The organism is Oryzobacter terrae, assembly GCF_042756445.1.
GTDB lineage: Bacteria > Actinomycetota > Actinomycetes > Actinomycetales > Dermatophilaceae > Oryzobacter > Oryzobacter terrae.
In genome coordinates this window covers 2,760,457-2,784,579 of sequence record NZ_CP170578.1, presented here as the reverse complement: position 1 = coordinate 2,784,579, position 24,123 = coordinate 2,760,457, and the positions used below count along the sequence as shown (strand labels likewise).

Below are 24,123 nucleotides of genomic sequence, written 5' to 3'. Positions count from 1 at the left end.
TGTCGTAGGGACACCATGGCCACGCTCCTTCGCGCCGCCGCGCGCAGCGGTCTCGTCGGGGGCGTCGCGCTCCTGGCCGCCGCCACGACCGTCAGCATCGCGAGCGCCGAGTCGCGCGACCTCGAGTACTCGTGCCAGTTCGGCCTCGAGATGGGCGAGGACGAGGGGACCGAGGGCAGCGGCGGCACGACCGCCCGCTTCGACACCGCCATCGGCTCGGCCGTCGTCGTCACCACGGGGACCAGCGTCCCGCTCGACCCCTTCACGGGCTCGATCGGCCTGCCCGAGGACTTCCTCCAGATGATCCGCGACGCGCAGATCGAGCAGATCGAGGGCGGCGGCGTCACCTTCATGATCGTCGACGAGTCGGGCGAGGAGGTCGTCGTCGAGATGGTCTTCCCCTCGACCCCGGTCCCGGCCACCGGGCCGCTCGTCCTCGAGCTCACCGGTGAGGACGTCCCCGCGGTCACCGCCGAGGAGGGCACCAACACCCTGCTCGCCGGCGACGTCATCGTGGGGTTCGGCGAGGAGACGTACTCCGGCGGCATGTTCTGCGAGCTCGTCGACGAGGGCGACACCGCCGTCGACTCCTTCGTCGCCGAGGGTGTCGCCGCCTCCCCGACGGTCACGGCGTCCCCGACGACCTCCCCGGTCCGTCCGGTCGTCGTCCAGACCGACTTCGCCGACGACCGATCGCGCCGGGACACGCTCCTCGCCGGTGCCGGGCTGGCCGTGGCCGGCGCCGTCGTCCTCGGTCGCGGTGGCCGCCGCGCCGCCGCCCGTCGACACTGAGGCCGTGGCGCACCACCGGCCGACCCGCGCCCCGGCGTCCCTCCTGACGTCCGGGCTCGTCGCGCTCGCCCTCCTCGGGGGGTGTGCGGCTGCAACGGAGGCCGCCCCCTCCCCGGGTGGGACGCCGACGACCACGGCGGCGAGCCCGACGAGCACGCCCTCGGTCACCCCCGGCCCGAGCCAGGCGCCGCCGGCCGCCCGCGACCTCGAGACCCCCGACGGCGAGCCGGTGCGTGTCGTCGTCTCCTCCCTCGCGGGTGAGCAGCTCGTCGACGCGAAGCTGGTCCCAGCGGGACTCGACGACGAGGGCATCCTCGCCCCTCCGGCCGGGGTGGCCGGGTGGTACGACGAGAAGGGGTGGCCCCGACCGGGATTCCCCGGGGCATCGATCCTCGCGGGGCACATCAACACGAGGAGGACCGGCCCCGACACGTTCGCCAGGCTCCCCGAGGTCCGCCCGGGCGCCAGGGTCACCGTGACGTACGACTCCGGCGACGAGGTCGGGTTCGTCGTCGTCCGCAGCAAGGCCGTCCCCAAGAAGGAGACGCCGCGCGACGACTCCATCTGGGACGCCGGCAACCCCCGCCCGCTGCTCCGCCTCATCACGTGCGACCCCACGACCCCGGTCAGGGGCGGGCACTACGTCGGCAACTGGGTCCTCTGGGCCGACGCCGCCCCCACCGGCGCCTGAGCCGACCGCAACCGCGCCTCACCCCTCCCCGCCACGCCCCTCCCGCCGCACCCCGGAAAGGTGCGCTGCACCCCTTTTCGCAACCGGGGTGGAGCGCACAAGTTCGGGGTGACCCCGAACTTGTGCGAGGACGCGTCAGTGGGTGCGGTCCTCGCGACGGGTGGCGCCCCGCTCGGTCTCGTCGTCGTCGGACCCGTCGACGCGGCACCAGCGCTGCGCCACCAGGCCGGCGGCCGCCAGGGCGACCCCGGTGGCCGCGAGGGCGAGCAGCGGCAGCAGCCGCATCTGGTTCGCGACGAGCGAGAGGTCGGTCGCGACGACGGCGAGCTGGCCGAGGTACCACCCCGTGGCCAGCGACCCGGTGAGCGCGGCCGCCTGCGCGAGGACGACGACCCGCGCCGCCCGCAGCGGGTCGAGCGGCTCGGTGGCCTGACCCTGGAGGTAGCGGCGCACCGGCCGCGCCATCCACAGGACGAGTCCGCCCATGACGACGAGGAGGATGCCGGCGAGCACCGGCGGGCGCGGGACGAGCGACCCGGCCCGCGTGACGAGGATGAAGACGATGAAGGCCAGCCCGGCCGACAGCAGGCCGGCGAGGGCGAGGGTCTTGATCCGGATCTCACGGTGGCGCATCGGGTCTCAGACCTCTTCGGTGGGAGCGTCGGGACGACGGCGGACGTCGCTGGTGTCGAGCGGGGCGAGGAGCTCGGCGACGGGCACGACGTCCGCGCCGACCCGCAGGACGGCGCCGGGGTCGGCGTCGAGCCACGGCACGAGGACGAAGCCGCGCTCGTGGGCCCGCGGGTGGGGAAGCGTGAGCCGCTCGCGGTCGGAGACGACGTCGGTGCCGCCGGCGGGGTCGCCGTACTGCACGAGGTCGAGGTCGAGCGTGCGCGCGCCCCAGCGGACCTCGCGCCGGCGGTCGAAGGACGCCTCGACCGCGTGCAGCTGGCGCAGCAGGGACGTCGGCGAGAGCGTGGTCCGCGCGAGGACGACGGCGTTGACGTAGTCGGGCTGGTCGGCCGGGCCGCCCACCGGGGCGGTGTCGAACGCCGCCGACGTCGCGACGACGCGGATCGCCGGGTGGTGGGTCAGGGACTCGAGCGCCGAGGCCACGGTGTCCTCGGGGCGCGCGAGGCCGTGCGGCAGGTTGGCGCCGACCGCCACGACGACGGGCACCGGGTCCCGGCGCCGGGTCACCCGCACGGTGACGTCGCCGAAGGGCACGCCCACCGGGGCCTGGGGCTTGTGCACCGTCACGGTGACCTCGTCGACCTCGCTGTGCGACAACGCATCTGACGCGATGATGTCGGCGAGTCGTTCGATGAGGTCGAAGGGATCGCCCTCGATGCGTGCGAGGACGGCGGCGCCGACCTCGCCGTAGTTGACGGTGTCGGTGAGGTCGTCGCTCGCCCCGGCCGGCGCGAGGTCGACGACGAGGTCGACGTCGACGACGAACTCCTGACCCTCGCGCCGCTCGTGCTCGAAGACGCCGTGGAAGCCCCGGCCGCGCACCCCGGAGAGGGTGATGCGGTCACGAGCCGAACCCCACCCCGTCACGAGAGCACCACCGCCACGCCCGTCACGCGGGGCCCCGGAGGGCGTCGGCGACGTCGAGGGCGTCGACCGTCCCACGGACGTCGTGCACCCGGACGGCCCACACGTCGTGCTGGGCCACGTACAGCGTCGTCGCCGCCGTCGCGACGTCGCGCTCGAGCGGCGCCCGCTCGGTCTCCGGCGTCCGCCCGACCAGGCCGAGGAACTTCTTGCGGGACGACCCGACGACGAGCCGGTGGCCGAGCGCCGAGACCTCGTCGAGGCGGCGCAGCAGCTCCCAGTTGTGGTGGGCGAGCTTCGCGAACCCCAGTCCGGGGTCGAGGACGATGTCGTCGACGGCCACGCCGTCGGCCACGAGGGCCTCGACCCGCGCCCCCAGCTCCGCGCACACGTCGGCGACGACGTCGTCGTACTGCGCGCGCGACTGCATCAGGGTGCTGTGCCCGCGCCAGTGCATGGCGACGAACGGCACCCCGCGCTCGGCGACGAGCGGCCCCATCTCGGGGTCGGCGAGCCCACCGCTGACGTCGTTGACGACGCTCGCCCCGGCGTCGAGGGCGGCCGCGGCGACCGACGCCCGCATCGTGTCGACCGACACGGGTGCCAGCTCGGACAGGGCGGCGACGACGGGCAGGACCCGGCGCAGCTCCTCCTGCGTGCTCGGGCGCTCGGCGCCCGGCCGGGTCGACTCGCCCCCGACGTCGACGAGGTCGGCCCCCTGCTCGACGAGGTCGCGGCCGTGGGCCACGGCGGCCTCGGGCGTGAACCACGCCCCGCCGTCGCTGAAGGAGTCGGGTGTCACGTTGACGACACCCATGACGAGCGGGCGTCCGGGGACGCGGGCGCTCGGCAGCGTCACCGGCGGCTCACCGCTTGCCGCCGAGGAGGAGCGACATGGCCTCGGACCGGGTGGCGGGGTCGCGCAGCTGGCCGCGCACCGCCGACGTGATGGTGCGCGAGCCGGGCTTCTGCACCCCGCGCATCGACATGCACAGGTGCTCGGCCTCGACGACGACGATGACGCCCTGGGCGCCCAGGTGCTCGACGAGCGCGTCGGCGACCTGTGTCGTGATCTGCTCCTGCACCTGCGGGCGGCGGGCGAAGACCTCGACGAGGCGCCCGAGCTTGGACAGCCCGGTGACCTTGCCATCGTCGGCGGGGATGTAGCCGATGTGGGCGACGCCGTGGAAGGGCAGGAGGTGGTGCTCGCACGTGGAGTACATCGGGATGTCCCGCACGATGATGAGCTCGTTGTGCTCGATCGAGAAGGTCTTGCTCAGCACCTCGGCCGGGTCCTGCCAGAGCCCCGCGTAGAGCTCGCGGGCCGCCTTGGCGACCCGAGCCGGCGTCTCGCGCAGGCCCTCGCGGTCGGGGTCCTCACCGATGGCGGCGAGGAACTCGCGCACCGCCGCCTCGGCCCGGGCGACGTCGACCGGCGGTCGGGTCACCGGGGCGCCGTCTCCGGCGGGGCCGGTTGCGGGGTCGGCGGCGCCGGTCGCGGGGTCGGGCTCAGGGCTCGACACGACCACCGTCCGGGACCTCGATGACCTTGGTCGGCGGGTGCTCCTCGGGGTGCGGGTCGGCACCCTGCTGCGCCGCGTCGTCGATGGCCGCCCGCGTGCTCGGGTCGCCCTCCGCCAGCTGAGCGCCGGCGGGCGCTCCCGAGCCGACGGGCGCCCCCGAGCCGTTGCGGCCGTTGAGGGCCGCCTGCTCGGCGGGGGTCATGACCGGCGGGAGGTCGGAGAGGGTGCGGTGCTCGCTCGACAGCCAGGTCGGGCGCACGGGTCGCTTCCGGATGTCGGCGAACATCACGGCGAGCTCGGCGGCGTTGAGCGTCTCCTTCTCGAGCAGCTCGAGGACGAGCCGGTCGAGCAGGTCGCGGTTGTCGTTGACCGCGTGCCACGCCTCGTCGTGCGCGTCGTCGATGAGGCGGCGGACCTCCTCGTCGACGATGCCGGCGACGGCCTCGGAGTAGTCGCGCTCGTGACCCATGTCGCGCCCGAGGAACGGCTGGTCCTGGTTGCGCCCGAGCTTGATGGCGCCCACCCGCTCGCTCATGCCGTACTCGGTGACCATCTTGCGGGCCATCGCGGTGGCCTTCTCGATGTCGTTCGCGGCGCCGGTGGTGGGGTCGTGGAAGATGATCTCCTCCGCGACGCGGCCGCCGAGGGCGTAGGCGAGCTGGTCGAGGATCTCGTTGCGCGTCGTGGAGTACTTGTCGTCCATCGGCATGACCATCGTGTAGCCGAGGGCGCGACCACGCGGGAGGATCGTCACCTTCGTCACGGGGTCGAGGTGGTTCATCGCCGAGGCGACGAGGGCGTGGCCGCCCTCGTGGTACGCGGTGATCTTGCGCTCCTTGGCCGACATGATCCGGGTGCGCTTCTGCGGGCCGGCGATGACGCGGTCGATGGCCTCGTCGAGGACCTCGTCGTCGATGAGCTTCTTGTCGGTGCGGGCGGTGAGCAGCGCGGCCTCGTTGAGGACGTTGGCGAGATCGGCGCCGGTGAAGCCCGGGGTGCGGCGGGCGACGGCGAGCAGGTCGACGCCCGACGCCATCGGCTTGCCCTGGGCGTGCACCTCGAGGATGCGGTGGCGCCCGATCATGTCGGGGTTCTCGACGGAGATCTGGCGGTCGAAGCGGCCGGGGCGCAGCAGCGCGGGGTCGAGGATGTCGGGGCGGTTGGTCGCCGCGATGAGGATGACGTTGGTCTTGACGTCGAAGCCGTCCATCTCGACGAGCAGCTGGTTGAGCGTCTGCTCGCGCTCGTCGTGGCCGCCGCCCATGCCGGCGCCGCGGTGGCGGCCGACGGCGTCGATCTCGTCGACGAAGACGATGGCGGGCGCGTTGGCCTTGGCCTGCTCGAACAGGTCGCGGACGCGGCTGGCGCCGACGCCGACGAACATCTCGACGAAGTCCGAGCCGGAGATCGAGTAGAACGGCACGCCGGCCTCCCCCGCGACGGCGCGGGCGAGCAGGGTCTTGCCGGTACCGGGCTGCCCGTAGAGGAGGACGCCCTTGGGGATCTTGGCGCCGACGGCGAGGAACTTGGCCGGCTCGCGGAGGAACTCGACGATCTCCTGGAGCTCCTCGACGGCCTCGTCGGCCCCGGCGACGTCGGAGAAGGTGACCTTGGGGGTGTCCTTGTTCGCGAGCTTGGCGCGCGACTTGCCGAACTGCATGACCCGTGAGCCACCGCCCTGGGCCTGCGTCATGAGGAACCAGAACAGGCCGACGAGGAGCAGGACGGGGAAGAAGCTGATGAAGATCGTCCAGAAGGTGCTGTCACCCTCGCGCTTGTCGTTGTAGCCGTCGGGGACGTTGGCCTTCACCGACTCGACGATCTGCTCGGCGCGGGCGTCGACGAACTCGGCGCGGACCTTGGTCGCGTTGCGGACGTCGGTCGCGTCGTCGGAGAAGGTCTGGCCCGACTTGAGGTCGAGGCTGAGGACGTTCTCGGTCGTCATCTCGGCCTTGGCGACCTTCTTGTCGGTGAGCAGCTTCTCGGCCTGTGAGGTCGTCACCGTGGCGTAGCCGCCGTTGCCGTCGAAGGAGAAGACGGTCAGCATCACCACGACGACGGCGAGCACCCAGAAGAGGGGGCTGCGGACAATGCGCTTGAAGTCCATGTGGGTGCGGAGCGGGCTGCTCCGGTCCTCCTGCTCGGGGTGGGTCGGGCCGCCCCGGCGTGGACGCCGGGCGGCGGGTACACGCTAGCAACGACCCCCACGGGCCCGGTGTTCCGCGACTGAACGCGCACCGGGGCCGTGACCGGCCCGCCGGGGGTCAGCTGTAGACGTGCGGGGCGAGGGTGCCGACGACGCGCAGCCCCCGGTAGGCCTCGGCGTAGTCGAGGCCGTAGCCGACGACGAACTCGTTGGGGATGTCGAACCCGACCCACTTGACGTCGACCTCGACCTTGGCGGCGTCGGGCTTGCGCAGCAGGGTGCAGATCTCGACCGAGGCCGGGCTGCGCGACTCGAGGTTGGACTTGATCCACGACAGGGTCAGCCCGGAGTCGACGATGTCCTCGACGATGACGACGTGGCGGCCGCTGATGTCGGCGTCGAGGTCCTTGAGGATGCGCACGACCCCGCTGCTCTTGGTGCCCGAGCCGTACGACGACACGGCCATCCAGTCGACGGGGACCGTGACCGGCAGGGCGCGCATGAGGTCGGCCATGACCATGACCGCCCCCTTGAGGACGCCGACGAGGAGGAGGTCCTTGCCCTCGTACTCCGTGGCGATGAGCCCGGCGAGCTCGTCGAGCTTGGCGTGGATCTGCTCCTCGGTGACGAGGACTCGTTCGAGGTCGGCTCCCATGTGGGCGGCGTCCACGGTGGCTCCTGTGCTGGGTGGGTGGCGCGGGCGGTCCCTATTAGACCGGAGTGGCCGGGGCGATGGTGACCCGACCGTCGATCCGGGCGACCCGGAGGTCGCCGGGGGCGTGGACCGGGCCCTGCCCGTGCCAGCCGGTGAGGAGGCGGTCGCACGCCTCGGCGTGCCGGGCCGACACCTGGCCCGCGGGGGCTCCCGCCGCCACGAGGAGGCGGCGCCAGACCCGGGTGCGGACGGCGCGGGGCAGGTGGGCGACGTCCTCGACGGGCCACGGGCCGGGACCCAGGGCGGCGACGGCGGTGTCGGCGAGGCCGTCGAGGTGGTCGGCGTCCTCCCGGAGCAGGTCGGCGGTGCGGGCGAGCGCCGCAGGGACGCCGGGCCCGAGGTCGCGCTCGAGGTCGGCGAGCGCCCGGCGGGCCCGGACCCTGGTGAAGGCGGGGTCCTCGTTCATCGGGTCGTCCCACCAGGCCAGGCCCTCGGCCTCGCACGCGGCGCGGGTCTGCTCGCGAGGGGTCCGCAGGAGGGGGCGCCGGTGGTGGTCGCGGGCGGCGGGCATCCCCCCGAGGGAGCGCGCCCCCGACCCGCGGACCAGCCCGAGGAGGACCTGCTCGGCCTGGTCGTCGCGGGTGTGCCCGAGGAGGACGACCGCGGCGCCGAGCCGGGCCGCCGCCTCGTCGAGCGCGGCGTAGCGGGCGGTGCGGGCGGCGGCCTCGACGCCCTCGCCGCTGGAGGGGGTCACGGCCACCGTGACGACCTCGACGGGGTCCAGGCCCAGGCCGCGCAGGGTGGCGGCCGCGGCACGCGCCACGGCGGCCGACCCGTCCTGGAGGCCGTGGTCGACGACGACCGCGCCGGCCGGACGGCCCTGTTCGGCGGCCACGAAGGCGAGCCCGTCCGCCAGGGCCAGGGAGTCGGCGCCCCCGCTGCACGCGACGAGGACCAGGTCAGCGGGGTCGAGGTCGGCCAGGGACGCGCGGACGGCGACGCGCACCGCCGCGACCGCGGGGTGCGGCCGGCCTCCCTCGCGTCGCCTCACCACCGCCCCATCATCGCGCGTGTGCCCAGGTGGTCGCCGGGGCCACCACCTGGGCACACGCGACGGAGACCTCCCGTGGCGTGTGCCGAGGTGGTCGTGGGGGCGACCACCTCAGCACACGCGACGGGTGGTGGGAGGGCGCGGGTCCGGTCAGCCGTGGACGCGACGGACCCAGCTGCGCGGGTCCTCGATCTCGCGCGCGAGCGGCAGCGTCTCGGGCGAGGTCCACACGGCGTTGAACCCCTCGACCCCGACCGCGTCCTGCACGCCCCGGACGAAGACGGCGCCGTCGCGGTACTGGCGCATCTTCGCCTCGAGCCCGAGGAGGCGACGCAGCACCCGGTCGGCGGCCCCCGCGCCCTTGCGCTTCTCGGTGAACCGGGCCCGGATGTGGTCGACGGTGGGGATGTGGGCGGGCCCGACGTCGTCCATGACGACGTCGGCGTGGCCCTCGAGGAGCGACATGACCGCGGTGAGCGCCGCCATCCGCTCGCGCTGTTCGGGGGTCGTCACGAGGTCGGCGAGGCCGGCGCTGCCCTCCTTGAAGATCTCTGGCAGCTTCGCGGCCACCCGGCTCGCGACCTCCTGGAGCCGCTCGGTGTCAGGGGCGAGGTCGACCGCGAGCCCGCGGGCCTGCTCGATGACGTGGTCGCGCAGCCAGGGGTTGGCGGTGAACTGCACGCGGTGGGTCTCCTCGTGCATGCAGACCCACCGGCGGAAGTCCTCGCGGTCGACGCCGAGCTCGTCGGCCACCGCCACGAGGTTGGGGGCGACGAGGAGCAGCGCCGGCGTGCCGTCGGGCGCGAGGTCGTACTGCCCGAGGACCTTCGGGGCCATGAAGGCGAGGAGGGCGCCCGCCTCGGCGCCGGTGACCTTGCCGCCGATCGCCTGGGCCGCGGGGCCGGGCACCTGTCCGCGCTTCTCGATGATGGCATCGAAGGTCGGGTCGAGCATGGCGCGCATCGAGTCGGCGTTGACGGCGATCCACGTGGCGCGGTCGACGACGAGGGCGTCGGGGGCGTCGGGGGGCGTCTGCATCCGGGCGGTCTCAGCGACCGGCCCGCGGGCCGCCCGGGCGGCCTCGCGGATGGCGGCGACCTCCGCGCGCGCCTCGTCGGGGCTGACGCTCGGCCCGGCGGGCACGAGGTTGCGCCCCGTCGTCTTCGCGAACTCCCAGTCGACGTACCCCACGTGGCCCAGCCTCTCCTCGGCGCCGCCTCAGCGGCAGCCGCACCTGGTGAGCGCGGCGACGATGCGGTCCAACGCGGCGCGCGCCCGCTGCGTTCCACCGTACGTGCGCGGGAACCGGTCGACGAGCACCGCGAAGGTCAGCGGGCGGCCGTCGGCGGTCACGGTCGTGCCGGCGAGCGAGGAGCCCGCCCGCAGGGTCCCCGTCTTCGCCCGCGGCAGCCCGACCACGTCACGGGTGGCGTCGGAGGCGAAGCGGCGGGTGAGCGTGCCCGAGAGGCCCGACACCGGCAGGGCGGCCACCGCGCCGCGCAGCTCCTCGACCTCGCCGGACGCCGCCACCTCGAGCACGGCCGACAGGGTCGCGGCGCTCGCGGCCTGCCCGGGGCTCAGGCCCGAGGCGTCCTTGAGGACGAGCCCCGTCGTGGGGACGCCGTGCGCCTCGAGCCGGCTCGTGATGAACGCCGCGTCGGCCGCGACCTTCGTCGTGTCGGCGCCCGAGGCGGTGGCCGCCTGCCGGACGAGGTTCTCGGTGAGGGCGTTGTCGCTGCGGTCGAGAGCGAGCTCGAGCACCTCGCCGTACGACGCCGACTCGACCGAGCCGAGGGGCTGCGCCGCCGCAGGGGCCGGGGCGGTCCAGGCCTTCGGCGGGAGCAGCGTCGCGGTGACCCCGCGCTCGGCCAGCCGGGCGACGAAGGCCTTGGCGACCCCGGCCTCCGGGTCGGTCGGCGCGGGCCGCCCGGCGTGCGCGCGCTGGGTGGCGAGCCCGGTCATCACGACGGCCTGGGTGAAGCCGTCGCGGACGTCGTTGGGGTTCCACGTCGGCGGGATGCGCGGTCCCGGGGCGTACGAGAGGTCGAGGCGCAGGCGGACCGTCGTGGTCCCCGACGACGCGAGCGAGTCGGCGACCTGCGCCGCGAGGTCGGCGAGGCCCGCGCGGCCCGGGACGGCGTCGGGGTCACCGGGACCGGGCGCGAGGAGCGTGTCGCCCGAGGCGACGAGGACGAGGTCGGCCGACCCCGGCACGGCGACGACGCGGGTCGTCATCCGGGTCCCGAGGTCGAGCCCGTCGGCGACGGCGAGGGCCGCCATGATCTTGGCCGTCGACGCCGGGACCCGGGGCTTGTCGGCATCGAGGGCGTAGAGCTCCTCCCCCGTGACGCCGTCGCGGACGCTGATGCCGAGGCCGCCCTCGAGGGCCGGGTCGTCGGACGCGCCCTCGACGGCCGCGGCGAGCCCCTCGGACGTCGGCAGCGGCGCCTCCGCCCCCGTGCCCGTGAGGAGGGGCGCGGCGAAGGTCTCGGGCGAGGGCAGTACGACCGGCGCGGGCGACCCGGACACCGTGGGCGTCGGCACGGTGACCGGGGCGTCGCGGGTGAGGACCCCGGGGGCGACGTCGAGGACGTCGGCGGTCGCGTAGCCGACGACGGCGAGGACGACGGTCGCCGACGCCGCCATGACCCGTCTCACCACGTCTCCCTTCGTCGGCCGGAGGTCCGATGCGCCAGACTGTCCTCTCGAGCCTAGGTCAGCCGCTCGTCGCCAGTTGAGTCGCACATCGAACAGGGAGAGGCACGTCGTGGAGTTCGACGTCACCATCGAGATCCCCAAGGGGCACCGCAACAAGTACGAGGTCGACCACGAGACGGGTCGCATCCGCCTCGACCGCCTCCTCTTCACCTCGATGGCCTACCCGTCCGACTACGGCTACGTCGAGGACACCCTCGGCGAGGACGGCGACCCGCTCGACGCGCTCGTCCTCCTCGACGAGCCGACCTTCCCCGGCTGCCTCGTGCGGGCGCGTCCGATCGGGATGTTCCACATGCGCGACGAGGCCGGCGGCGACGACAAGATCCTCTGCGTCCCCGCGGGCGACCCGCGCCGCTTCGCCATCAAGGAGCTCGACGACGTCAGCGAGTTCGACCGCCTCGAGATCCAGCACTTCTTCGAGACCTACAAGGACCTCGAGCCGGGCAAGTCCGTCGAGGGCGCCCACTGGGCCGGCCGCGAGGACGCCGAGCGCTGCATCGAGGAGGCCATCCAGCGCGCCAAGGACGCCGGCATGAGCACTGCCCGCTGGCGCATGCCCGAGGCCGACCACGGGGCCGTCGAGCCCTCGCGCCAGCACACCCAGGACGAGGTCCTTGCCGCCGCCGACCGGGCTCGGGCCGAGCTGGCGACGAAGGACAACCCGCTCAGCGACGCCTGAGCCGCACGGCCCGCGACAGCGCCTCGCGCTCGGCGCGGGCCGCGGGCACGGCGAGGTAGCCGGCGAGGTAGACGGCGATCGCCGCCGCCCCGGTGGCCAGCAGGGCGAGCCAGCCGGACGTGTCGAGCGTGCGCGTGGCCCACAGGAGCAGGGCCGCGCACGGGACGGCGGGGACGACGGCCGGGACGAGCGCGGTCCCGAGCAGCGTGCGCAGGTCGACCCCGAGGCGTCGGAGGGCGAAGGGACCGACGAAGAAGAGGGCTTCAAGGACCGTCGGGACCAGCGTGGCGACGGCCACTCCCGTCAGCCCGTACGGCCCGACGAGGACGACCGCGAGGACGACGCTCGCGACGCCGGTGACGAGGGCGCCGACGGCGAAGGGACCGAAGCGCCCCATGCCCTGGAACACCGAGCCCGCGGGCCACTGGCTCGTCGAGGCCACGCCCGCCGCGACGAGGACGACGACGAGCGGCGCCTGGTCGCGGTAGGCCGCTCCGACCCACGCCTCGAGGAGGTCGGCCGCGAGGAAGGCCGTGACGAGGCCGAACGGGACGACGAGGGCGAGGGTGACGCGCGTCGAGGTGAGGTAGAGGCGGCGCAGGTCACCGCGCGAACCGGTCGCGTTGAGCTCGCTCGCGACCGGGAGGAGCACCTTGACGAACTGGTCGCTCAGCAGGTTCGGGAGCTCGCCGAGGCGACGGGCCAGCGAGAAGGGCGTGACGGCTGCGGCGGACAGGGCCCCGGCGACGACGAGCTCGCTGCTGCGCTTCTGGAGCAGCCCCGCGACCTGGGCCACGACGATGCTCGACCCCGAGCGGGTCAGCGTGCGGGCGACGCCCCACGAGGCCGGCGACCAGCGCAGGGCGTGCCGGCGGTCCTCCCTCCGCAGCATGACCACGGCGGCAACCTGGGTCGCGACGGCGACGGGGACCGCGACCGCGACGAGCGCCACGACCCCGCCGTCGAGCACGAGGACGAGCACGGTGAGGGCGGCGTTGGCCAGGGCCCCCGCGACCGTCACCGCGTTCGACAGGTCGTAGCGCTGGAGCCCGCGCAGCGACGCGATGGCCGGGGTGCCCGCGAGGTTCACCGCGAAGCCGAGCGTCACGAGGAGGAAGACCCAGGTGACCGTCGTCGGGTCGAGCGAGCCCGTGCCGAGGACCTCCGGCGCGAGCACGGCGAGGCCGCCCCCGAGGACGGCGGCGAGGACCGCGAGGCCTGTGTAGGTGCGGGTCGAGGTCCCCGCGACGAGGGCGGCCTCGTGGGACTCCCCCCGGGCCCGGAGGTCGGCGACGTGCCGGACGAGGGCCGCGCCGATGCCGAGGTCGAGCAGGGTGCCGTACCCGACGACGACCTGGGCGAGGACCCACACCCCGAAGGCGGTCTCGCCGAGCGCGTCGAGGATGAAGGGGGTGAGCACGAACGACAGCGCGAGGCTGACGACCCGGCCCACGGCGTTGCTCAGGGTGTTGCGGACGATGCGGCCGGCCCTCACCGGCGGACCCACCACCGCACAGCGCCACGGACCAGGCCGGCGCTGTAAGCGAGGTCGGACGCGGCCTTGGCCCGGTTGCCCTTGACCGCGAGGACGGCCGCGCGCCGGACGTGCCCCACGAGGTCGCGCGCGGCGCGTCGGCCGACGAAGCGGTCGCCCGCCCGCACGTGCTTGGCGTAGAAGCCGCCCTGCCCCATCCCGTACCCGTGCATGAGTGAGGTGACCGCGCCCTCGTCGCGCCAGGCTCGGTGTGTCACACCGACATCCGGCAGGTACGCGATGGTGTAGCCGGCGGCGAGCGCGCGGTGTCCGAAGTCGTTGTCCTCCGCCGCGGGGAGGTCGGTCCCGGCCCCGAGCCGCTCGTCGAAGGGGCCGACGTCGACCCAGGCCGAGCGCCACATCGCGAGGTTGCAGGGGTAGAGCGGGTCGAGGTCGGTGGTGCCGGTCCAGCGCCGCGGCGACGGCTCGGTGATGGTCGAGGGCGCCCACGCGCCGGGTTGCTCGGGCTCGCCCGGACGCACGAGTCCGGTCACGACGCAGCGCGGACCCTCGGCGACGAGGGCGTCGACGACGCCCGCCAGCCACGTGGGGTCGACGAGGACGTCGTCGTCGGTCATCGCGACGACGTCTCCGGTGGCGACGCCGAGCCCGCGGTTGCGGGCGCGGCTGAGCCCCCGGTCACGGGCCCACTCGTACCGCAGGGCGACCCCGCGCCCCACGGCCATCGCCTCGAGGCGCGGGTCGGGGGACTCGCTCTGGTCGACGACGACGAGCTCGTCGGGGAGCAGCTCCATCTCGAGGACGCGCGAGACCGCGTCGTGGAGCAGGTCACGGCGGTCCCGCGAGCAGACGAGGACCGTCGTGCGGGGTCGGCCGGCGTCGCCGTCCGCCACGGGGTCAGCCGCTCGCGGAGGTCGGGACGGCCTTGGTGGCGCGGACGGTGACGAGCATCGGCCACAGTGGGTCGGTGTGCTCGAGCTGCCGCCGCGGCACCTCCTCGACGGAGACGCCGAGGAGGAAGGCCGACGTCAGGATCGCGTTGCCGCTGTACCCGACCTCGACGGCGTCGGCGCCGAAGACGTCGCCGAAGAGCCGGCGGCCCGCCGCGGGCGTCACCCTCCAGAAGTCGGTTTCGAGCAGCTCGCGGCTGCACCGGCTCGCGCTCGGCATCGTCGCGAGGAGCGTCCCCCCGGGCTTGAGGATCCGGTGGCAGGTGCGGATCGCGTCCTCGAGGTCGTAGACGAGGTGGAGGGTCTGGGTGAGGACGATGCAGTCGTACCCGTCGTCGGGGACGTGGGGCGCGTCGGCGAGGTCGGCCACGACGGTGGCGAGCGCGTTGCCCGCGTCGATGTCGAGGACGTCGGCGACCTCGACGTCGGAGCCGTAGCGCCGGGTGTAGGTGTCGTCCTTGACCTCCAGGACGCGGCCGCGGATCGCGTCGCGGTTGGCGTCGAGGAAGCCCTCGATGAAGTGGCGGTCGACGGGCGTCCCGCGGTCGAAGCCCCACTCGACGCTGACCGCTCGCCGCCGCAGGAGCGTGCCGTAGGGGGCCGGCCGCAGGACGCGCAGCACGAGCGCCCGCTGACGGCGTCCGAGGAAGGCGAGCCGGCCGCGGCGGTCCGGGGTCTCGGCGGCGCTCATCGGGCCACGCCCTCGGGGGTGCGGACGAGGCCGCGCACGCGCGCACCCACGTGCTGGCCGGTGACGACGCGGGCGACGAAGGTGGCGTGCCGGTCGCGGCCGTCGACCTTGACCCTCGGCAGCGCGAGGAGGTCGTCGGAGCCGAGCGCCTTGCCGGGCTGGGTCGTGTACGCGGTCGTGTACCCCGACTCCCCCGCGATGGCGCGCACGCGGTCGTCGTACGAGCCGTGCGGGTAGGCGAGCGAGGTCACCGGGTGACCCGTGACGTCCTCGAGGACCTCACGCGAGCGGACGAGCTCGTCGGCGACCTCGGCGTCCGGGCGCGTCGCGAGCCGCGGGTGGGTCAACGAGTGCGACTGGCACTCCACACCCGCCTGCTCGAGCTCGCGCAGGCCGGCGCGGTCGAGGAGGGGCAGGTCGACGCCCTCGTCGGCCATCCACCGGCTGCGCCCGCCGACGAGGCCGGCCACGACGTACATCGTCGCCGTCATGCCCGCGCCCTGGAGGATCGGCGCCGCGTGCCGCAGGCAGTCGACGTAGCCGTCGTCGAAGGTGATGTGGACCGGCCGGGGAGGCAGCGGCCGCTCACCGCGCAGCGCACGGTCGAGGTCGCCGGCGGTCACGGTGGAGAACCGGAGCCGGCGCAGGGTCTCGACCTGGCGCCGGAAGACCTGCGGGGTGACCCGCCACCGGGAGAACGACGCGGGCACCGGTTCGTCGGAGACGAGGTGGTACATGAGGACGGGGACGCCGCGGCGCACGCGTCTCGCCTTGCGCGCGAGCGCTGTCGGTATCATTCGCGGCATCCTAGCCTCGCCCCGCCTCGTCGACTGGCGGTTCCTCGTGCCCCGGTCCGAACGGCCCGACGAGCCTCGAGAGGGCCTCGTCGCCCGCCTCCTCGTGCTCGGCACCGACGCCGCGAGGGTGTCCGCGACCGCCGACCTGTGTCGCGCCCTCGGCGTGGCCGACGAGGTCGTCGAGCACCGGCCCGACCAGCCCGCCGGTCCGGACGACGGCCGCGGCGGACCCGGCGGACCGGTCGGCCTCGTCGTCGCCCTGGGCTCGGCGTGGCCGGACGTCCTCGCCGTCCTTCCCGCCCTCGGGCCCGGCGGCGTCCTCTACTGGGAGGCCGACGGGCGTGCGGGCGCGTGGGCGTCCCTGCGCCGGCTGCGCCGCGTGGGGATGACGGCCACGGCCTACCGCCGCCGACGCCACGGCGAGCACGACACCCTCTTCCTCCCCCTCGGTCCCCGCGAGGCCGCGCGCTGGTACGTCGACGAGCTCGCCGACGACAGCGGGACCGCCCGACGGGTCGCCCGCAGGCTGGCGACGTCGTCGGGCGCGGCCATCCGCGGTGCCCTCGGAGCCGTCGGGGGCCCGGTGTCGTGGGTCGCGGTGCGCGGGGAGGGCGACCTGACCCCCGGGGTCCTGGTCGACCTCGACCTCGGCGGCGTCCCCAGCGGGCCCGGTGACGCCGGGCCGACCCTGCCCGTCGTGCTCACCCGCGGGGAGGGCGAGTGGAGCCGGGTGGTCCTCCTCCCGTTCGACGACCGCGACCGCAGCCCCCGCGCCGTCGTCAAGCTCCCCCGGCTGGCCCGGCACGGGGAGGCGACGCTGCGGGAGCGGCGGCTGCTCGCCGAGCTGGCGCAGACCCTCCCGGAGCCGGTGCGCGCCTCGGTCCCGGTCCCCCTCGGGGGTGGCTCGTGGCAGGGCCTGCCCGTCGCCGTCGAGTCGTACCTGCCGGGGCGCCCGCTCGGGCACCGGGGGCGGGCCGAGGACGACCCCGGCCGTGCCGAGCTGCTCCGCGCCGCCGCCTGGGTCGCCGCCCTGCACCGGCCGACCCGACCGCCGAGCGCGGTCGCCCCGTCGCTGGACGCCACGCTCGACGAGGCCGTCGCGAGCTGCGGGCTCGTCCTCGGCCCCGAGGTCCGCGGCCGGTTCGGCGACGCCGCGCTGCGCGGCACCGAGCTGCCGCGGGGCTACCAGCACGGTGACCTCACGCCGACCAACCTCCGGGTCGCCGGGGGCGGGGTCGCCGGGGGCGGGCTGTCGGCGGTCGACTGGGAGTCGGGCCGGGCCGGCGCCCCCCTCACCGACCTGCTCTACCTCCTCCTCCACTGGCCGTGGCCCGGCCACCCCGACCTGGGGACGGCGCCGGACGACGTCCTCCGGGCGGTGTTCCTGCGCACCGACGGCACCCCCGCCCGGACGGCGCAGGCCGTGGTCACGGCGTACCTCGGGCAGCTCGACCTCCCCCGCCACGTCGTCGGGCCGCTGCTCGCGCACATGCTCGCCCTCCAGGCGGTCGACCGCGCCGGTCGCGTCGCGTCGTCGGGCGACCGCCCGGTCGGCAACCTCTACGCCGACCTCCTGGGGTCCGCGGTCACCGCACCCGAGGGGAGCACGTGGTGGTGACCGACACCGGCGTGACGGATCTCCCTCCCGCAGAGGCGATCTCGGTGGTCGTGCCCACCGTCGACCGACCCGACGAGCTCGCCCGCTGCCTCGACGCCCTCGTGGCGGGGACCGCCGCGCCCGCCGAGGTGTGGGTCGTCGACCAGGGCGGCTCCCCCGGGACCGAGGCCGTCCTGCGCGAGCGCGCCGCCGTCCTGCCGCTGCGCCACCTCGTCTCGCAGGAACGCGGGCTGTCCAGGGCGCGCAACACCGGCCTCGCCCAGGTCAGCACGCCCTGGGTCGCGTTCGTCGACGACGACTGCGTCCCCGACGTCGACTGGCTCGCGAACGCCGGGAGTCGGCTGGCCCGCGGGGACGTGCAGGGGGTCACCGGACGCGTCCTGCCGCTCGGCGAGGCGACCCCGGGGTCGCACACCCTGTCGCTGCGGGTCTCGGAGACGCCACGGGTCTTCCGCGGACGGGCCCTGCCGTGGCTGGTGGGGACCGGCGGCAACATGGTGCTCCACGCGCCGACCCTGCGCCGCGTGGGCGGCTACGACGAGCGGCTCGGGGCCGGCACCCCAGGACTCGCCGGGGAAGACCTCGAGGTGGTCCACCGGCTGCTGCGCGCCGGGGCGGCCCTCGGCTACGACCCGGCCGTCCTCGTCCGCCACGACCGGGTCGACGCCGCCCGTCGGCTCGCCACCCGGCACGGCTACGGGTTCGGCCTCGGCGCCTACGTCGGGGTGTGGTGGCCCACCGACCGCTGGGTCGCCGTCGTCCTCGGGCGGTGGGCGTGGGCCCAGGTGAGGGCCGGGGCCGGCGCGCTGCGCCACCGCGACCGGTGGCGGCTGCGCGAGGCGTGGCTGCTCCTGCGCGGGATGGCGGCCGGCCTCCGGTTCGGTCGTCGGCTCGGGCCGCCGGTCACGATGGTCGAGGCCTCACCGACCGCGACGACCGCGACGACCGCGTCGGGCGGCGACCTCGGCGTAGAGGTCGAGGAGCGTCCCGGCGGCGCCTGACCAGGCCCCGTCCGTCGCCAGGTCCGCGACGCCGCGCCGCAGCTCGTCGGCGAGCCCGGGCTCGCTCAGGCACCGCGTCAGGGCGGCCGCCAGCGCGGCGGGGTCCCCCGGGGGCACGAGCAGCCCGGTCCGCCCGTCGTCGACGTAGTCGGGGAGCCCGCCGACCGCAGTCGCCACGACCGGGGCCCCGAAGGCGTGGGCGGTGAGGACGACGCCGCTCTGCGACGCGTCGGTGTAGGGGCACACGACGACCGCGGAGCTGCGGCAGAGCTCGGCGACCTCCGCGGTCGACAGGTACCCCGGCCGGACGTCGACGGTGAGGCCGTCCGCGGCGGGCGGGGTCGGGGGGACGTAGCCCGCCGCGGGCTCGCCGGCGACGACGATCCTCGTCCCCGGCACCGCCGCGGCGACGGCGGGGGCCGCGGCGTACAGGAGGTCCACGCCCTTGTACGGCGTCAGCCGGCCGAACAGCGCGATGGTCCGGGGGTCGCGCGCCGGCGCCGCTCCGGTCAGCCCGTGGGTGAGGAAGGTGTAGGCGCCGAGCCGGACGACGCGCACCGGGGCGTGGAGCCCGAGGTGGCGTCGGGCGATGGCCTCGGCGCCGCCCTCGTGGTGGACGACGACCGCGGCGGCGCGGGGGAGGACGAGGCGCCGGGACAGCGCCTTGGTCCGCCAGTCGGCCTCCCCCGAGTGCGGCTCGGGGTCGTGGCAGCCGACGACGAGGGCATAGGGCCGGCGGACCGTCGGCAGGGCGAGCGCGAGGCGGGGCGAGACGTCGACGTCGTCGAGGTGGAGGACGTCGGGCTCCAGGTCGGCCACCCACCGCAGGACGCGCCGCATGAGGCCGACCGACGCGGGGTGGCGCGCGCGGCGAGGGCTGGTCACCAGCACGTGGGCCGACGCGGCCGCCCGCCACATGGCCCGCGTCGCCTCCGGGAAGAACGGGGCGAGGACCGGGTCCGCCGGGTGCAGTCCCGGCGCGAGCCCGTCGACGGCCGCGTCGAAGTTCGCCGAGCGCCAGTGCGTGGGGGGCACCTCGAGGACGAGGTGGACCTCGGCCCGGTCGGCCATGGCAGAAACCTGAGAGAGCGCCGGCTCGAACAGCGAGTGATGAGTCCAAAGCACGACGCGCACGGGGTGAGCCTAGTTACGCTGGCCGTGTTGCATTCCTCCGCCGGGATGCACGGCACGGCGGCCGGTTCTCGTTCTCGACCCGAGACCCGGTCCGACGCCACCTCCCGGCGTCTCGCAAGGGTGGTAGCGCGCATGGCGGTCGTCGATCGCATGATGACAGGGGAGGGCCGGGTCCGGCCCGGCCCGGGTCGCGCCCTGCTCGTCACGAGCCTGCGCCGCCGCGGGATGACGGGCGTCCAGACCCACCTCGCCGAGGCCGAGCAGCTCCTCCAGCAGCGGTACCAGCACGTCGACGTCGTCAGCCTCGACACCCTGCTCCCGCCCCGCGCCGCCGTGCTCGTCCTCCTCGCCCACGTGCTCAGCCGGGTGCCGCTGCGCGCCGCGAGCTTCCTCCGCCTGCGCCTCGTCGGACGCGCGCTCGACCTCGCGACGGCACGCGAGGTGCGCCGGCACCGACCCGAGGTCGTCTACGCCCAGGACACCCGCTCGGCCGGCGCCGCCCTCGCGGCCCGCCGCCACCGCAGCGACTACGCCGTCGTCATGGTCGTGCACTTCAACGAGTCCGAGTCGAGCGAGCTCGTCGGCCTCGGCACCCTCCGGCCGAACAGCCGGGCGCACCGCGCGCTGTGGGCCTACGAGACCGACGTGCTCCGGCGCCTCGACGGGATCGTGTTCGTCTCCGAGTACATGCGCCGGCACGTCCTCGAGGAGGTGCCCGAGGCGAGGTCGGTCCCGCACACGACCCTGCGCAACGTCCTCGCGCGCACCACTCCCCCGCCGTCCCTGCCGGTCACCGGCGACCTCGTCTCGGTCGGGATGCTCGTCGGCCGCAAGAACCACGCCTACCTGCTCGACGTGCTCGCCGCGGCCCGGAGTCAGGGACGCGACCACCGTCTGACGATCGTCGGCGCCGGTCCCGACCACAGGGCCCTGCTCGAGCACGCCCGCGACGTGGGCGTCGAGGACCTCGTGACCTTCACCGGACGTCGCTCCGACGTCGACGCCGTGCTGCGCGGCCACCGCGTCTACGTCCACAGCGCCACCCTCGACAACGCGCCCTACGCCGTCATCGAGGCGTTCCGGGCCGGGCTCCCCGTCGTCTCGTCCGCCGTCGGCGGCATCCCCGAGGTCGTCGGCGACACCGGGGCCGGGCGGTTCTGGCCGCTCGACGACCCCGAGGAGGGCGCGGCCGTCCTCGCGCGGCTCCTCGACGACCCCCAGGCGCTCGCGGCGGCCTCCGAGGCAGCCGCGCGCCGGTTCGCCACCGTCTACGACGAGGACGTCGCCGGCGACTGGCTCGGGGACTTCCTCCACCGGGTGGCCGGCGACCGGGCCCGCGACCGTGACCGGACCCGGGACCGCGCGGGCGATCGCGCCGGCGACCGGGACCGCGATCAGCGACCCCGCCGGGCGGACCGCGCCGCCTGACGGGTCCGGCCCGCTACGAACCGCGGGACCGCCAGCGGCCCGACCTGGTCGCGGACCCGCACGAGGTGCCCCACCGCGGCGGCCGGGTGCCCGAGGTCGGCGAGGAGCGCGGCGAAGGCCGCCTGCTCCTTCGCGACGTATCGGGCGAGGTCCGCGTCGTCCTCCGCCGCCTCCACGACGGCCCGGACCTCGGACAGCGGCAGGTTCGGGGCGTCGGCCGCGGCCCGGGCGAGCAGCGCGTACCGGCGCTGCTCGCGCAGCCGCCCGAGCGTCGCCCCCCGCGGGCTGACGCGGTACCGGGTGAGCGGCTCGGTCAGGTTGAGCAGGCGCCCCTCGTGCCGGATCCGCAGCCACAGGTCGTAGTCCTCCGCGTTGCGGAACTCCTCCCGGTACCCCCCGACGGCGTCCAGCGCGGCGCGCCTCATCATCACGGCGGGGTGGAAGAAGGGGCTGTGCAGGGTGTGGTCGAGCTCGTGCTGGATCTCGGCGTCGGTCTCGGGCACGCGCCCGAGGAGGGCGCGCCGGCCCCGTCCGAGGTAGCGCACCGAGGAGCCGCAGACGACGAGCCCGGCGTCGGCACGCATCGCGGCCACCTGGGTGGCGAGGCGGTGCGGCTCGGCGACGTCGTCGGCGTCGAGGCGCGCGACGAGCCCGGCCTCGGTGTGCGCCAGGCCGACGTTCAGCGCGGCCGCCACCCCGACGTTGCGCCCGCAGCGCACGAGGCGGATCCGCGGGTCGGTCGCGGCGAGCGCGGCGACGACGTCGGGCCCGTCGTCGGTCGAGCCGTCGTCGACGACGACGACGTCGAAGGAGGGGTGCGTCTGGGCCTGCAGGGAGGCGAGGGTGCCGCCGACCGTGCGTCCCGCACCAAAAATGGGAATCACGACCGAGACCTCGGGGGGCACCCGCACACTGTAGAGCGATGTCCGCCGACCAGCCCTCCGTGGGCACCTCCCCCGCCGCCGCCGCACCGTTCGTGCGGACGTACCGGCCCTGGCTCGACGGGATCCGGGCCGTCGCCGTCATCGCCGTGGTCGTCGAGCACGTCGTGTCGGGGGCCGGTCCCCGCGTCCTCCAGGGGCTGGGTGAGACCGGCGTCGCGATGTTCTTCGGTCTGTCCGGCTACCTCATCACCGGCCTGCTCCTCGATGAGCTGGGGCGCACCGGACGCGTCCGGCTGCTCGCCTTCTACGTCCGCCGCTCCGCCCGGCTGCTGCCCGCCCTCGTCGTCGTGCTCGTCGTCTGCGACCTCGCCTTCTGGCTCACCGGCCGCGACGGGTTCCTCCGCCCGACCCTGTACGCCCTCACCTACGTCGCGAACTACGCGACGGTGCTGTCCGGCGACTACCTCATGGGCTACGGCCAGACCTGGTCCCTGGCGGTCGAGGAGCACTTCTACCTCGTGTGGCCGCTCGTCCTCGTCGTCGCCGCCCGCCGGGGGGGAGCTGGGACCGTGGTCCGGGTGGCAATCGTCGGGTGCGCGCTCGCCGTGGGGTGGCGCCTCGCCCTCGCGCTGACCGTCGACCCGGCGCTGCTGCTCTACCACGGCAGCCTCGAGCGCGCGGATGCCGTGCTCTACGGCTGCGCCGCGGCCGCCGCCGTCGCCGCCCGGGGCTGGCGTCCGGCCGCCTGGGTGCTTCCCGTGTCGCTGCTCGCCCTCGGCGCCGCCGTGGTCGTCACCGACGGCGGGCCCTTCGGCCGGGTCGTCGTCCAGGCGCTCCTCGGGCTCGCCGCGGCGGGCCTCGCGGCCGGGCTCGACGTCGGTCCCGGGGGCCGGGGCCGGCGGGCGTTCGCCTGGCGTCCGCTCGTGGCGGTCGGCACGGTCTCGTACGGCCTGTACCTGTGGCACTGGCCGCTCTTCTCCCTGTTCGGCGACCTCACCGGGCACCGGGTCCTCCCCCAGGCGCTCGTCGCGGTCACGGTGCTCCCGGCGGCGGCCACCGCCTCCTACCTGCTCGTCGAGCGACCGGTGCGCGACAGGGTCCGCAGGATGCTGCGCGAGCGACGTGCGGGCGAGGTCACCAGCCCCAGGTCCCCGGCTCGCCCTTGAACGGTCCGACGACGCGGCTCGTCACCCACCCGCCGTAGAAGCCGCCGGCCTGGGGCACGACGACCTCGCCGTCGACGGTGCACCGGTCGACCGCCCCCGGCATCACGGCGACGTGGCCGACGAGGCGCTCGAAGCCGCGGCTCGGCCGGGGGTAGCTCCAGGCGGCCCGGGGGGCGCTGGTCCCACCGCCGACGAGGTCGAAGTACGCGGCCTCGCCCTTGAACTCGCACCACGTGGCCCCGTCGACCGGGCGCAGCGCCCCGGGGACGACGTCGTCGACCGGGAGGTAGTACGTGGGCGGGTGGCTCGTCTCGAGGACGCGCAGGGTGCGGGTCGAGGAGGCGACGCGGACGCCGCCGACCCACACCTCGACCGACTCGTCGGAGGCCTCGACGCGCGGCGGCCTCGGGTAGTCCCACACCGACTCCTGGCCGGGCGCGGGCGGGTCGGGCGTCGGGTGTCTCATCGCCTCATCCTGTACCCCGCGCCGCGCACGGTCTCGATGCGGTCCCGGCCGACCTTCGTGCGCAGCTGCCTGACGTACACGTCGACGACGTTGGAGCCCGGCGCGAAGTCGAAGCCCCACACCTGGTTGAGCAGCTGCTCGCGGCTGAGGACCTGGCCCGGGTGGCGCATCAGCGCCTCGAGGAGGTGGAACTCGCGCTCGGTGAGGTCGTGCTCCCTCCCGCCGACTCCCAGGGTGCGCTGGAGGAGGTCGAGGACGACGTCGCCGACCCGCAGCACGGTGTCGTCGCGGCTGCTCCCCGAGGACGACGCGCGTCGGGCCTCGCTGAGCCGCAACGCGACCCGGGCCTCGAGCTCGGCGAAGTGGAAGGGCTTGACGACGTAGTCGGTGGCGCCCACGGTGAGGCCGTCGACCCGGTCGCGCACCCCACCGCGGGCCGTGAGGACGATGACGGGCACGTCGCTGCCGCTCCCCCGCAGCTCGCGCAGGACGTCGAGGCCGTCGCGGTCGGGCAGCCCGAGGTCGAGGACGACGAGGTCGACGTCGCCGCCGAGGGCCAGGTGCAGACCGGTGTGGCCGTCGGACGCCTGGGACGTCACGTGGCCGGCCGCACGCAGCCCGCGGTCGACGAAGTCGGCGATGCGAGCCTCGTCCTCGACGATCAGGATGTGCGCCACGCCC

General features: G+C 75.1%; 24 protein-coding genes. 7 read left to right on the top strand and 17 right to left on the bottom strand.

Annotated elements, in window-relative coordinates; all coding sequences use genetic code 11:
• Positions 1-15: 15 nt before the first annotated feature.
• Complete coding sequence (locus ACFWN3_RS13235) at positions 16-792, top strand: DUF6801 domain-containing protein (protein ID WP_377640299.1); 777 nt, start codon at positions 16-18, stop codon at positions 790-792.
• Positions 793-796: 4 nt separating this feature from the next.
• Positions 797-1,483 (top strand): class F sortase, encoded by a 687-nt coding sequence (locus ACFWN3_RS13230; protein ID WP_377640297.1) that lies wholly within the window; start codon positions 797-799, stop codon positions 1,481-1,483.
• Between the two features lie 135 nt (positions 1,484-1,618).
• On the opposite strand, the gene ACFWN3_RS13225 is transcribed toward ACFWN3_RS13230, so the two are convergent.
• The 9 genes from ACFWN3_RS13225 to ACFWN3_RS13185 all read right to left on the bottom strand — a co-directional run bounded on the left by ACFWN3_RS13225 (position 1,619) and on the right by ACFWN3_RS13185 (position 11,073).
• A complete protein-coding gene (locus tag ACFWN3_RS13225) occupies positions 1,619-2,116 on the bottom strand; it encodes a DUF3180 domain-containing protein (protein ID WP_377640295.1) in 498 nt (165 codons plus the stop codon).
• A gap of 6 nt (positions 2,117-2,122) precedes the next feature.
• Positions 2,123-2,998, bottom strand: a complete 876-nt coding sequence (gene folK / locus ACFWN3_RS13220; RefSeq protein ID WP_377640293.1) for a 2-amino-4-hydroxy-6-hydroxymethyldihydropteridine diphosphokinase — start codon at positions 2,996-2,998, stop codon at positions 2,123-2,125.
• A gap of 67 nt (positions 2,999-3,065) precedes the next feature.
• Entirely contained in the window at positions 3,066-3,857 is a 792-nt protein-coding gene (gene folP / locus ACFWN3_RS13215) for a dihydropteroate synthase (protein WP_377645605.1), read from the bottom strand.
• A 49-nt stretch (positions 3,858-3,906) separates the two neighbouring features.
• Positions 3,907-4,488, bottom strand: coding sequence for a GTP cyclohydrolase I FolE (folE, locus tag ACFWN3_RS13210; protein WP_377645603.1), 582 nt, complete (start codon positions 4,486-4,488; stop codon positions 3,907-3,909).
• Positions 4,489-4,549: 61 nt separating this feature from the next.
• The gene (ftsH, locus tag ACFWN3_RS13205) at positions 4,550-6,670 is read right to left on the bottom strand and encodes an ATP-dependent zinc metalloprotease FtsH (RefSeq protein WP_377640291.1); all 2,121 of its coding nucleotides are present in this window, start codon (positions 6,668-6,670) and stop codon (positions 4,550-4,552) included.
• A 157-nt stretch (positions 6,671-6,827) separates the two neighbouring features.
• Positions 6,828-7,364, bottom strand: a complete 537-nt coding sequence (hpt, locus tag ACFWN3_RS13200) for a hypoxanthine phosphoribosyltransferase (protein ID WP_377645601.1) — start codon at positions 7,362-7,364, stop codon at positions 6,828-6,830.
• A gap of 55 nt (positions 7,365-7,419) precedes the next feature.
• Positions 7,420-8,415, bottom strand: a complete 996-nt coding sequence (gene tilS / locus ACFWN3_RS13195) for a tRNA lysidine(34) synthetase TilS (protein WP_377640289.1) — start codon at positions 8,413-8,415, stop codon at positions 7,420-7,422.
• Positions 8,416-8,565: 150 nt separating this feature from the next.
• Positions 8,566-9,606 carry a zinc-dependent metalloprotease gene (locus ACFWN3_RS13190; RefSeq protein ID WP_377640287.1) on the bottom strand — a complete coding sequence of 347 codons (1,041 nt, stop codon included), beginning with the start codon at positions 9,604-9,606 and terminating at the stop codon, positions 8,566-8,568.
• Between the two features lie 27 nt (positions 9,607-9,633).
• On the bottom strand, positions 9,634-11,073 hold the full coding sequence (locus tag ACFWN3_RS13185; RefSeq protein ID WP_377640285.1) for a D-alanyl-D-alanine carboxypeptidase/D-alanyl-D-alanine-endopeptidase: 1,440 nt from the start codon (positions 11,071-11,073) through the stop codon (positions 9,634-9,636).
• A gap of 109 nt (positions 11,074-11,182) precedes the next feature.
• Here ACFWN3_RS13185 and ACFWN3_RS13180 point away from each other — a divergent pair, with 109 nt between their 5' ends.
• The gene (locus ACFWN3_RS13180) at positions 11,183-11,812 is read left to right on the top strand and encodes an inorganic diphosphatase (protein WP_377640283.1); all 630 of its coding nucleotides are present in this window, start codon (positions 11,183-11,185) and stop codon (positions 11,810-11,812) included.
• Here ACFWN3_RS13180 and ACFWN3_RS13175 read toward each other — a convergent pair.
• From ACFWN3_RS13175 to ACFWN3_RS13160, 4 genes are read right to left on the bottom strand one after another with little or no spacing between them, the layout of a single operon-like run.
• Complete coding sequence (locus ACFWN3_RS13175; RefSeq protein WP_377640282.1) at positions 11,799-13,307, bottom strand: lipopolysaccharide biosynthesis protein; 1,509 nt, start codon at positions 13,305-13,307, stop codon at positions 11,799-11,801. The genes ACFWN3_RS13180 and ACFWN3_RS13175 overlap by 14 nt on opposite strands.
• Positions 13,304-14,200: a glycosyltransferase family 2 protein gene (locus ACFWN3_RS13170; protein WP_377640280.1), complete on the bottom strand. Its 897-nt coding sequence runs from the start codon at positions 14,198-14,200 to the stop codon at positions 13,304-13,306. Before ACFWN3_RS13170 ends, ACFWN3_RS13175 begins: the two co-directional genes overlap by 4 nt.
• A 4-nt stretch (positions 14,201-14,204) precedes the next feature.
• Positions 14,205-14,948 (bottom strand): methyltransferase domain-containing protein, encoded by a 744-nt coding sequence (locus tag ACFWN3_RS13165; RefSeq protein ID WP_377640278.1) that lies wholly within the window; start codon positions 14,946-14,948, stop codon positions 14,205-14,207.
• Positions 14,945-15,745, bottom strand: a complete 801-nt coding sequence (locus ACFWN3_RS13160) for a polysaccharide deacetylase family protein (protein ID WP_377640277.1) — start codon at positions 15,743-15,745, stop codon at positions 14,945-14,947. Before ACFWN3_RS13160 ends, ACFWN3_RS13165 begins: the two co-directional genes overlap by 4 nt.
• A gap of 46 nt (positions 15,746-15,791) precedes the next feature.
• On the opposite strand from ACFWN3_RS13160, the gene ACFWN3_RS13155 reads away from it, so the two are divergent.
• A complete protein-coding gene (locus ACFWN3_RS13155) occupies positions 15,792-17,363 on the top strand; it encodes a phosphotransferase (protein WP_377640275.1) in 1,572 nt (523 codons plus the stop codon).
• Positions 17,360-18,364, top strand: a complete 1,005-nt coding sequence (locus tag ACFWN3_RS13150; RefSeq protein ID WP_377640274.1) for a glycosyltransferase family 2 protein — start codon at positions 17,360-17,362, stop codon at positions 18,362-18,364. The genes ACFWN3_RS13155 and ACFWN3_RS13150 overlap by 4 nt, the downstream gene beginning before the upstream one ends.
• Here the strand turns inward: ACFWN3_RS13150 and ACFWN3_RS13145 are convergent.
• Positions 18,284-19,435 (bottom strand): glycosyltransferase family 4 protein, encoded by a 1,152-nt coding sequence (locus tag ACFWN3_RS13145; protein ID WP_377640272.1) that lies wholly within the window; start codon positions 19,433-19,435, stop codon positions 18,284-18,286. The genes ACFWN3_RS13150 and ACFWN3_RS13145 overlap by 81 nt on opposite strands.
• Before the next feature lie 195 nt (positions 19,436-19,630).
• Between ACFWN3_RS13145 and ACFWN3_RS13140 the strand changes: the two genes are divergently transcribed.
• Entirely contained in the window at positions 19,631-20,926 is a 1,296-nt protein-coding gene (locus ACFWN3_RS13140; protein WP_377640270.1) for a glycosyltransferase family 4 protein, read from the top strand.
• Here ACFWN3_RS13140 and ACFWN3_RS13135 read toward each other — a convergent pair.
• On the bottom strand, positions 20,893-21,831 hold the full coding sequence (locus ACFWN3_RS13135) for a glycosyltransferase family 2 protein (protein WP_377640268.1): 939 nt from the start codon (positions 21,829-21,831) through the stop codon (positions 20,893-20,895). The two genes, ACFWN3_RS13140 and ACFWN3_RS13135, sit on opposite strands and share 34 nt — an antisense overlap.
• 17 nt (positions 21,832-21,848) lie before the next feature.
• Between ACFWN3_RS13135 and ACFWN3_RS13130 the strand changes: the two genes are divergently transcribed.
• Positions 21,849-22,976, top strand: coding sequence for an acyltransferase family protein (locus tag ACFWN3_RS13130; RefSeq protein WP_377640266.1), 1,128 nt, complete (start codon positions 21,849-21,851; stop codon positions 22,974-22,976).
• Here the strand turns inward: ACFWN3_RS13130 and ACFWN3_RS13125 are convergent.
• Together ACFWN3_RS13125 and ACFWN3_RS13120 are read right to left on the bottom strand one after the other, a co-directional pair.
• On the bottom strand, positions 22,945-23,442 hold the full coding sequence (locus ACFWN3_RS13125; RefSeq protein ID WP_377640264.1) for a DUF427 domain-containing protein: 498 nt from the start codon (positions 23,440-23,442) through the stop codon (positions 22,945-22,947). The two genes, ACFWN3_RS13130 and ACFWN3_RS13125, sit on opposite strands and share 32 nt — an antisense overlap.
• Positions 23,439-24,119 (bottom strand): response regulator transcription factor, encoded by a 681-nt coding sequence (locus ACFWN3_RS13120; protein ID WP_377640262.1) that lies wholly within the window; start codon positions 24,117-24,119, stop codon positions 23,439-23,441. Before ACFWN3_RS13120 ends, ACFWN3_RS13125 begins: the two co-directional genes overlap by 4 nt.
• Between the last annotated feature and the right edge of the window lie 4 nt (positions 24,120-24,123).

What these genes read in the sequence shown, in the direction of transcription:
- ftsH (WP_377640291.1), bottom strand. Translation starts at nt 6,670, where the DNA reads ATGGACTTCAAGCGCATTGTCCGCAGCCCCCTCTTCTGGGTGCTCGCC.
- folP (WP_377645605.1), bottom strand. Translation starts at nt 3,857, where the DNA reads ATGGGTGTCGTCAACGTGACACCCGACTCCTTCAGCGACGGCGGGGCG.
- ACFWN3_RS13235 (WP_377640299.1), top strand. Translation starts at nt 16, where the DNA reads ATGGCCACGCTCCTTCGCGCCGCCGCGCGCAGCGGTCTCGTCGGGGGC.
- ACFWN3_RS13225 (WP_377640295.1), bottom strand. Translation starts at nt 2,116, where the DNA reads ATGCGCCACCGTGAGATCCGGATCAAGACCCTCGCCCTCGCCGGCCTG.
- ACFWN3_RS13165 (WP_377640278.1), bottom strand. Translation starts at nt 14,948, where the DNA reads ATGAGCGCCGCCGAGACCCCGGACCGCCGCGGCCGGCTCGCCTTCCTC.
- ACFWN3_RS13130 (WP_377640266.1), top strand. Translation starts at nt 21,849, where the DNA reads ATGTCCGCCGACCAGCCCTCCGTGGGCACCTCCCCCGCCGCCGCCGCA.
- ACFWN3_RS13145 (WP_377640272.1), bottom strand. Translation starts at nt 19,435, where the DNA reads ATGGCCGACCGGGCCGAGGTCCACCTCGTCCTCGAGGTGCCCCCCACG.
- ACFWN3_RS13140 (WP_377640270.1), top strand. Translation starts at nt 19,631, where the DNA reads ATGGCGGTCGTCGATCGCATGATGACAGGGGAGGGCCGGGTCCGGCCC.
- ACFWN3_RS13160 (WP_377640277.1), bottom strand. Translation starts at nt 15,745, where the DNA reads ATGATACCGACAGCGCTCGCGCGCAAGGCGAGACGCGTGCGCCGCGGC.
- ACFWN3_RS13125 (WP_377640264.1), bottom strand. Translation starts at nt 23,442, where the DNA reads ATGAGACACCCGACGCCCGACCCGCCCGCGCCCGGCCAGGAGTCGGTG.
- hpt (WP_377645601.1), bottom strand. Translation starts at nt 7,364, where the DNA reads ATGGGAGCCGACCTCGAACGAGTCCTCGTCACCGAGGAGCAGATCCAC.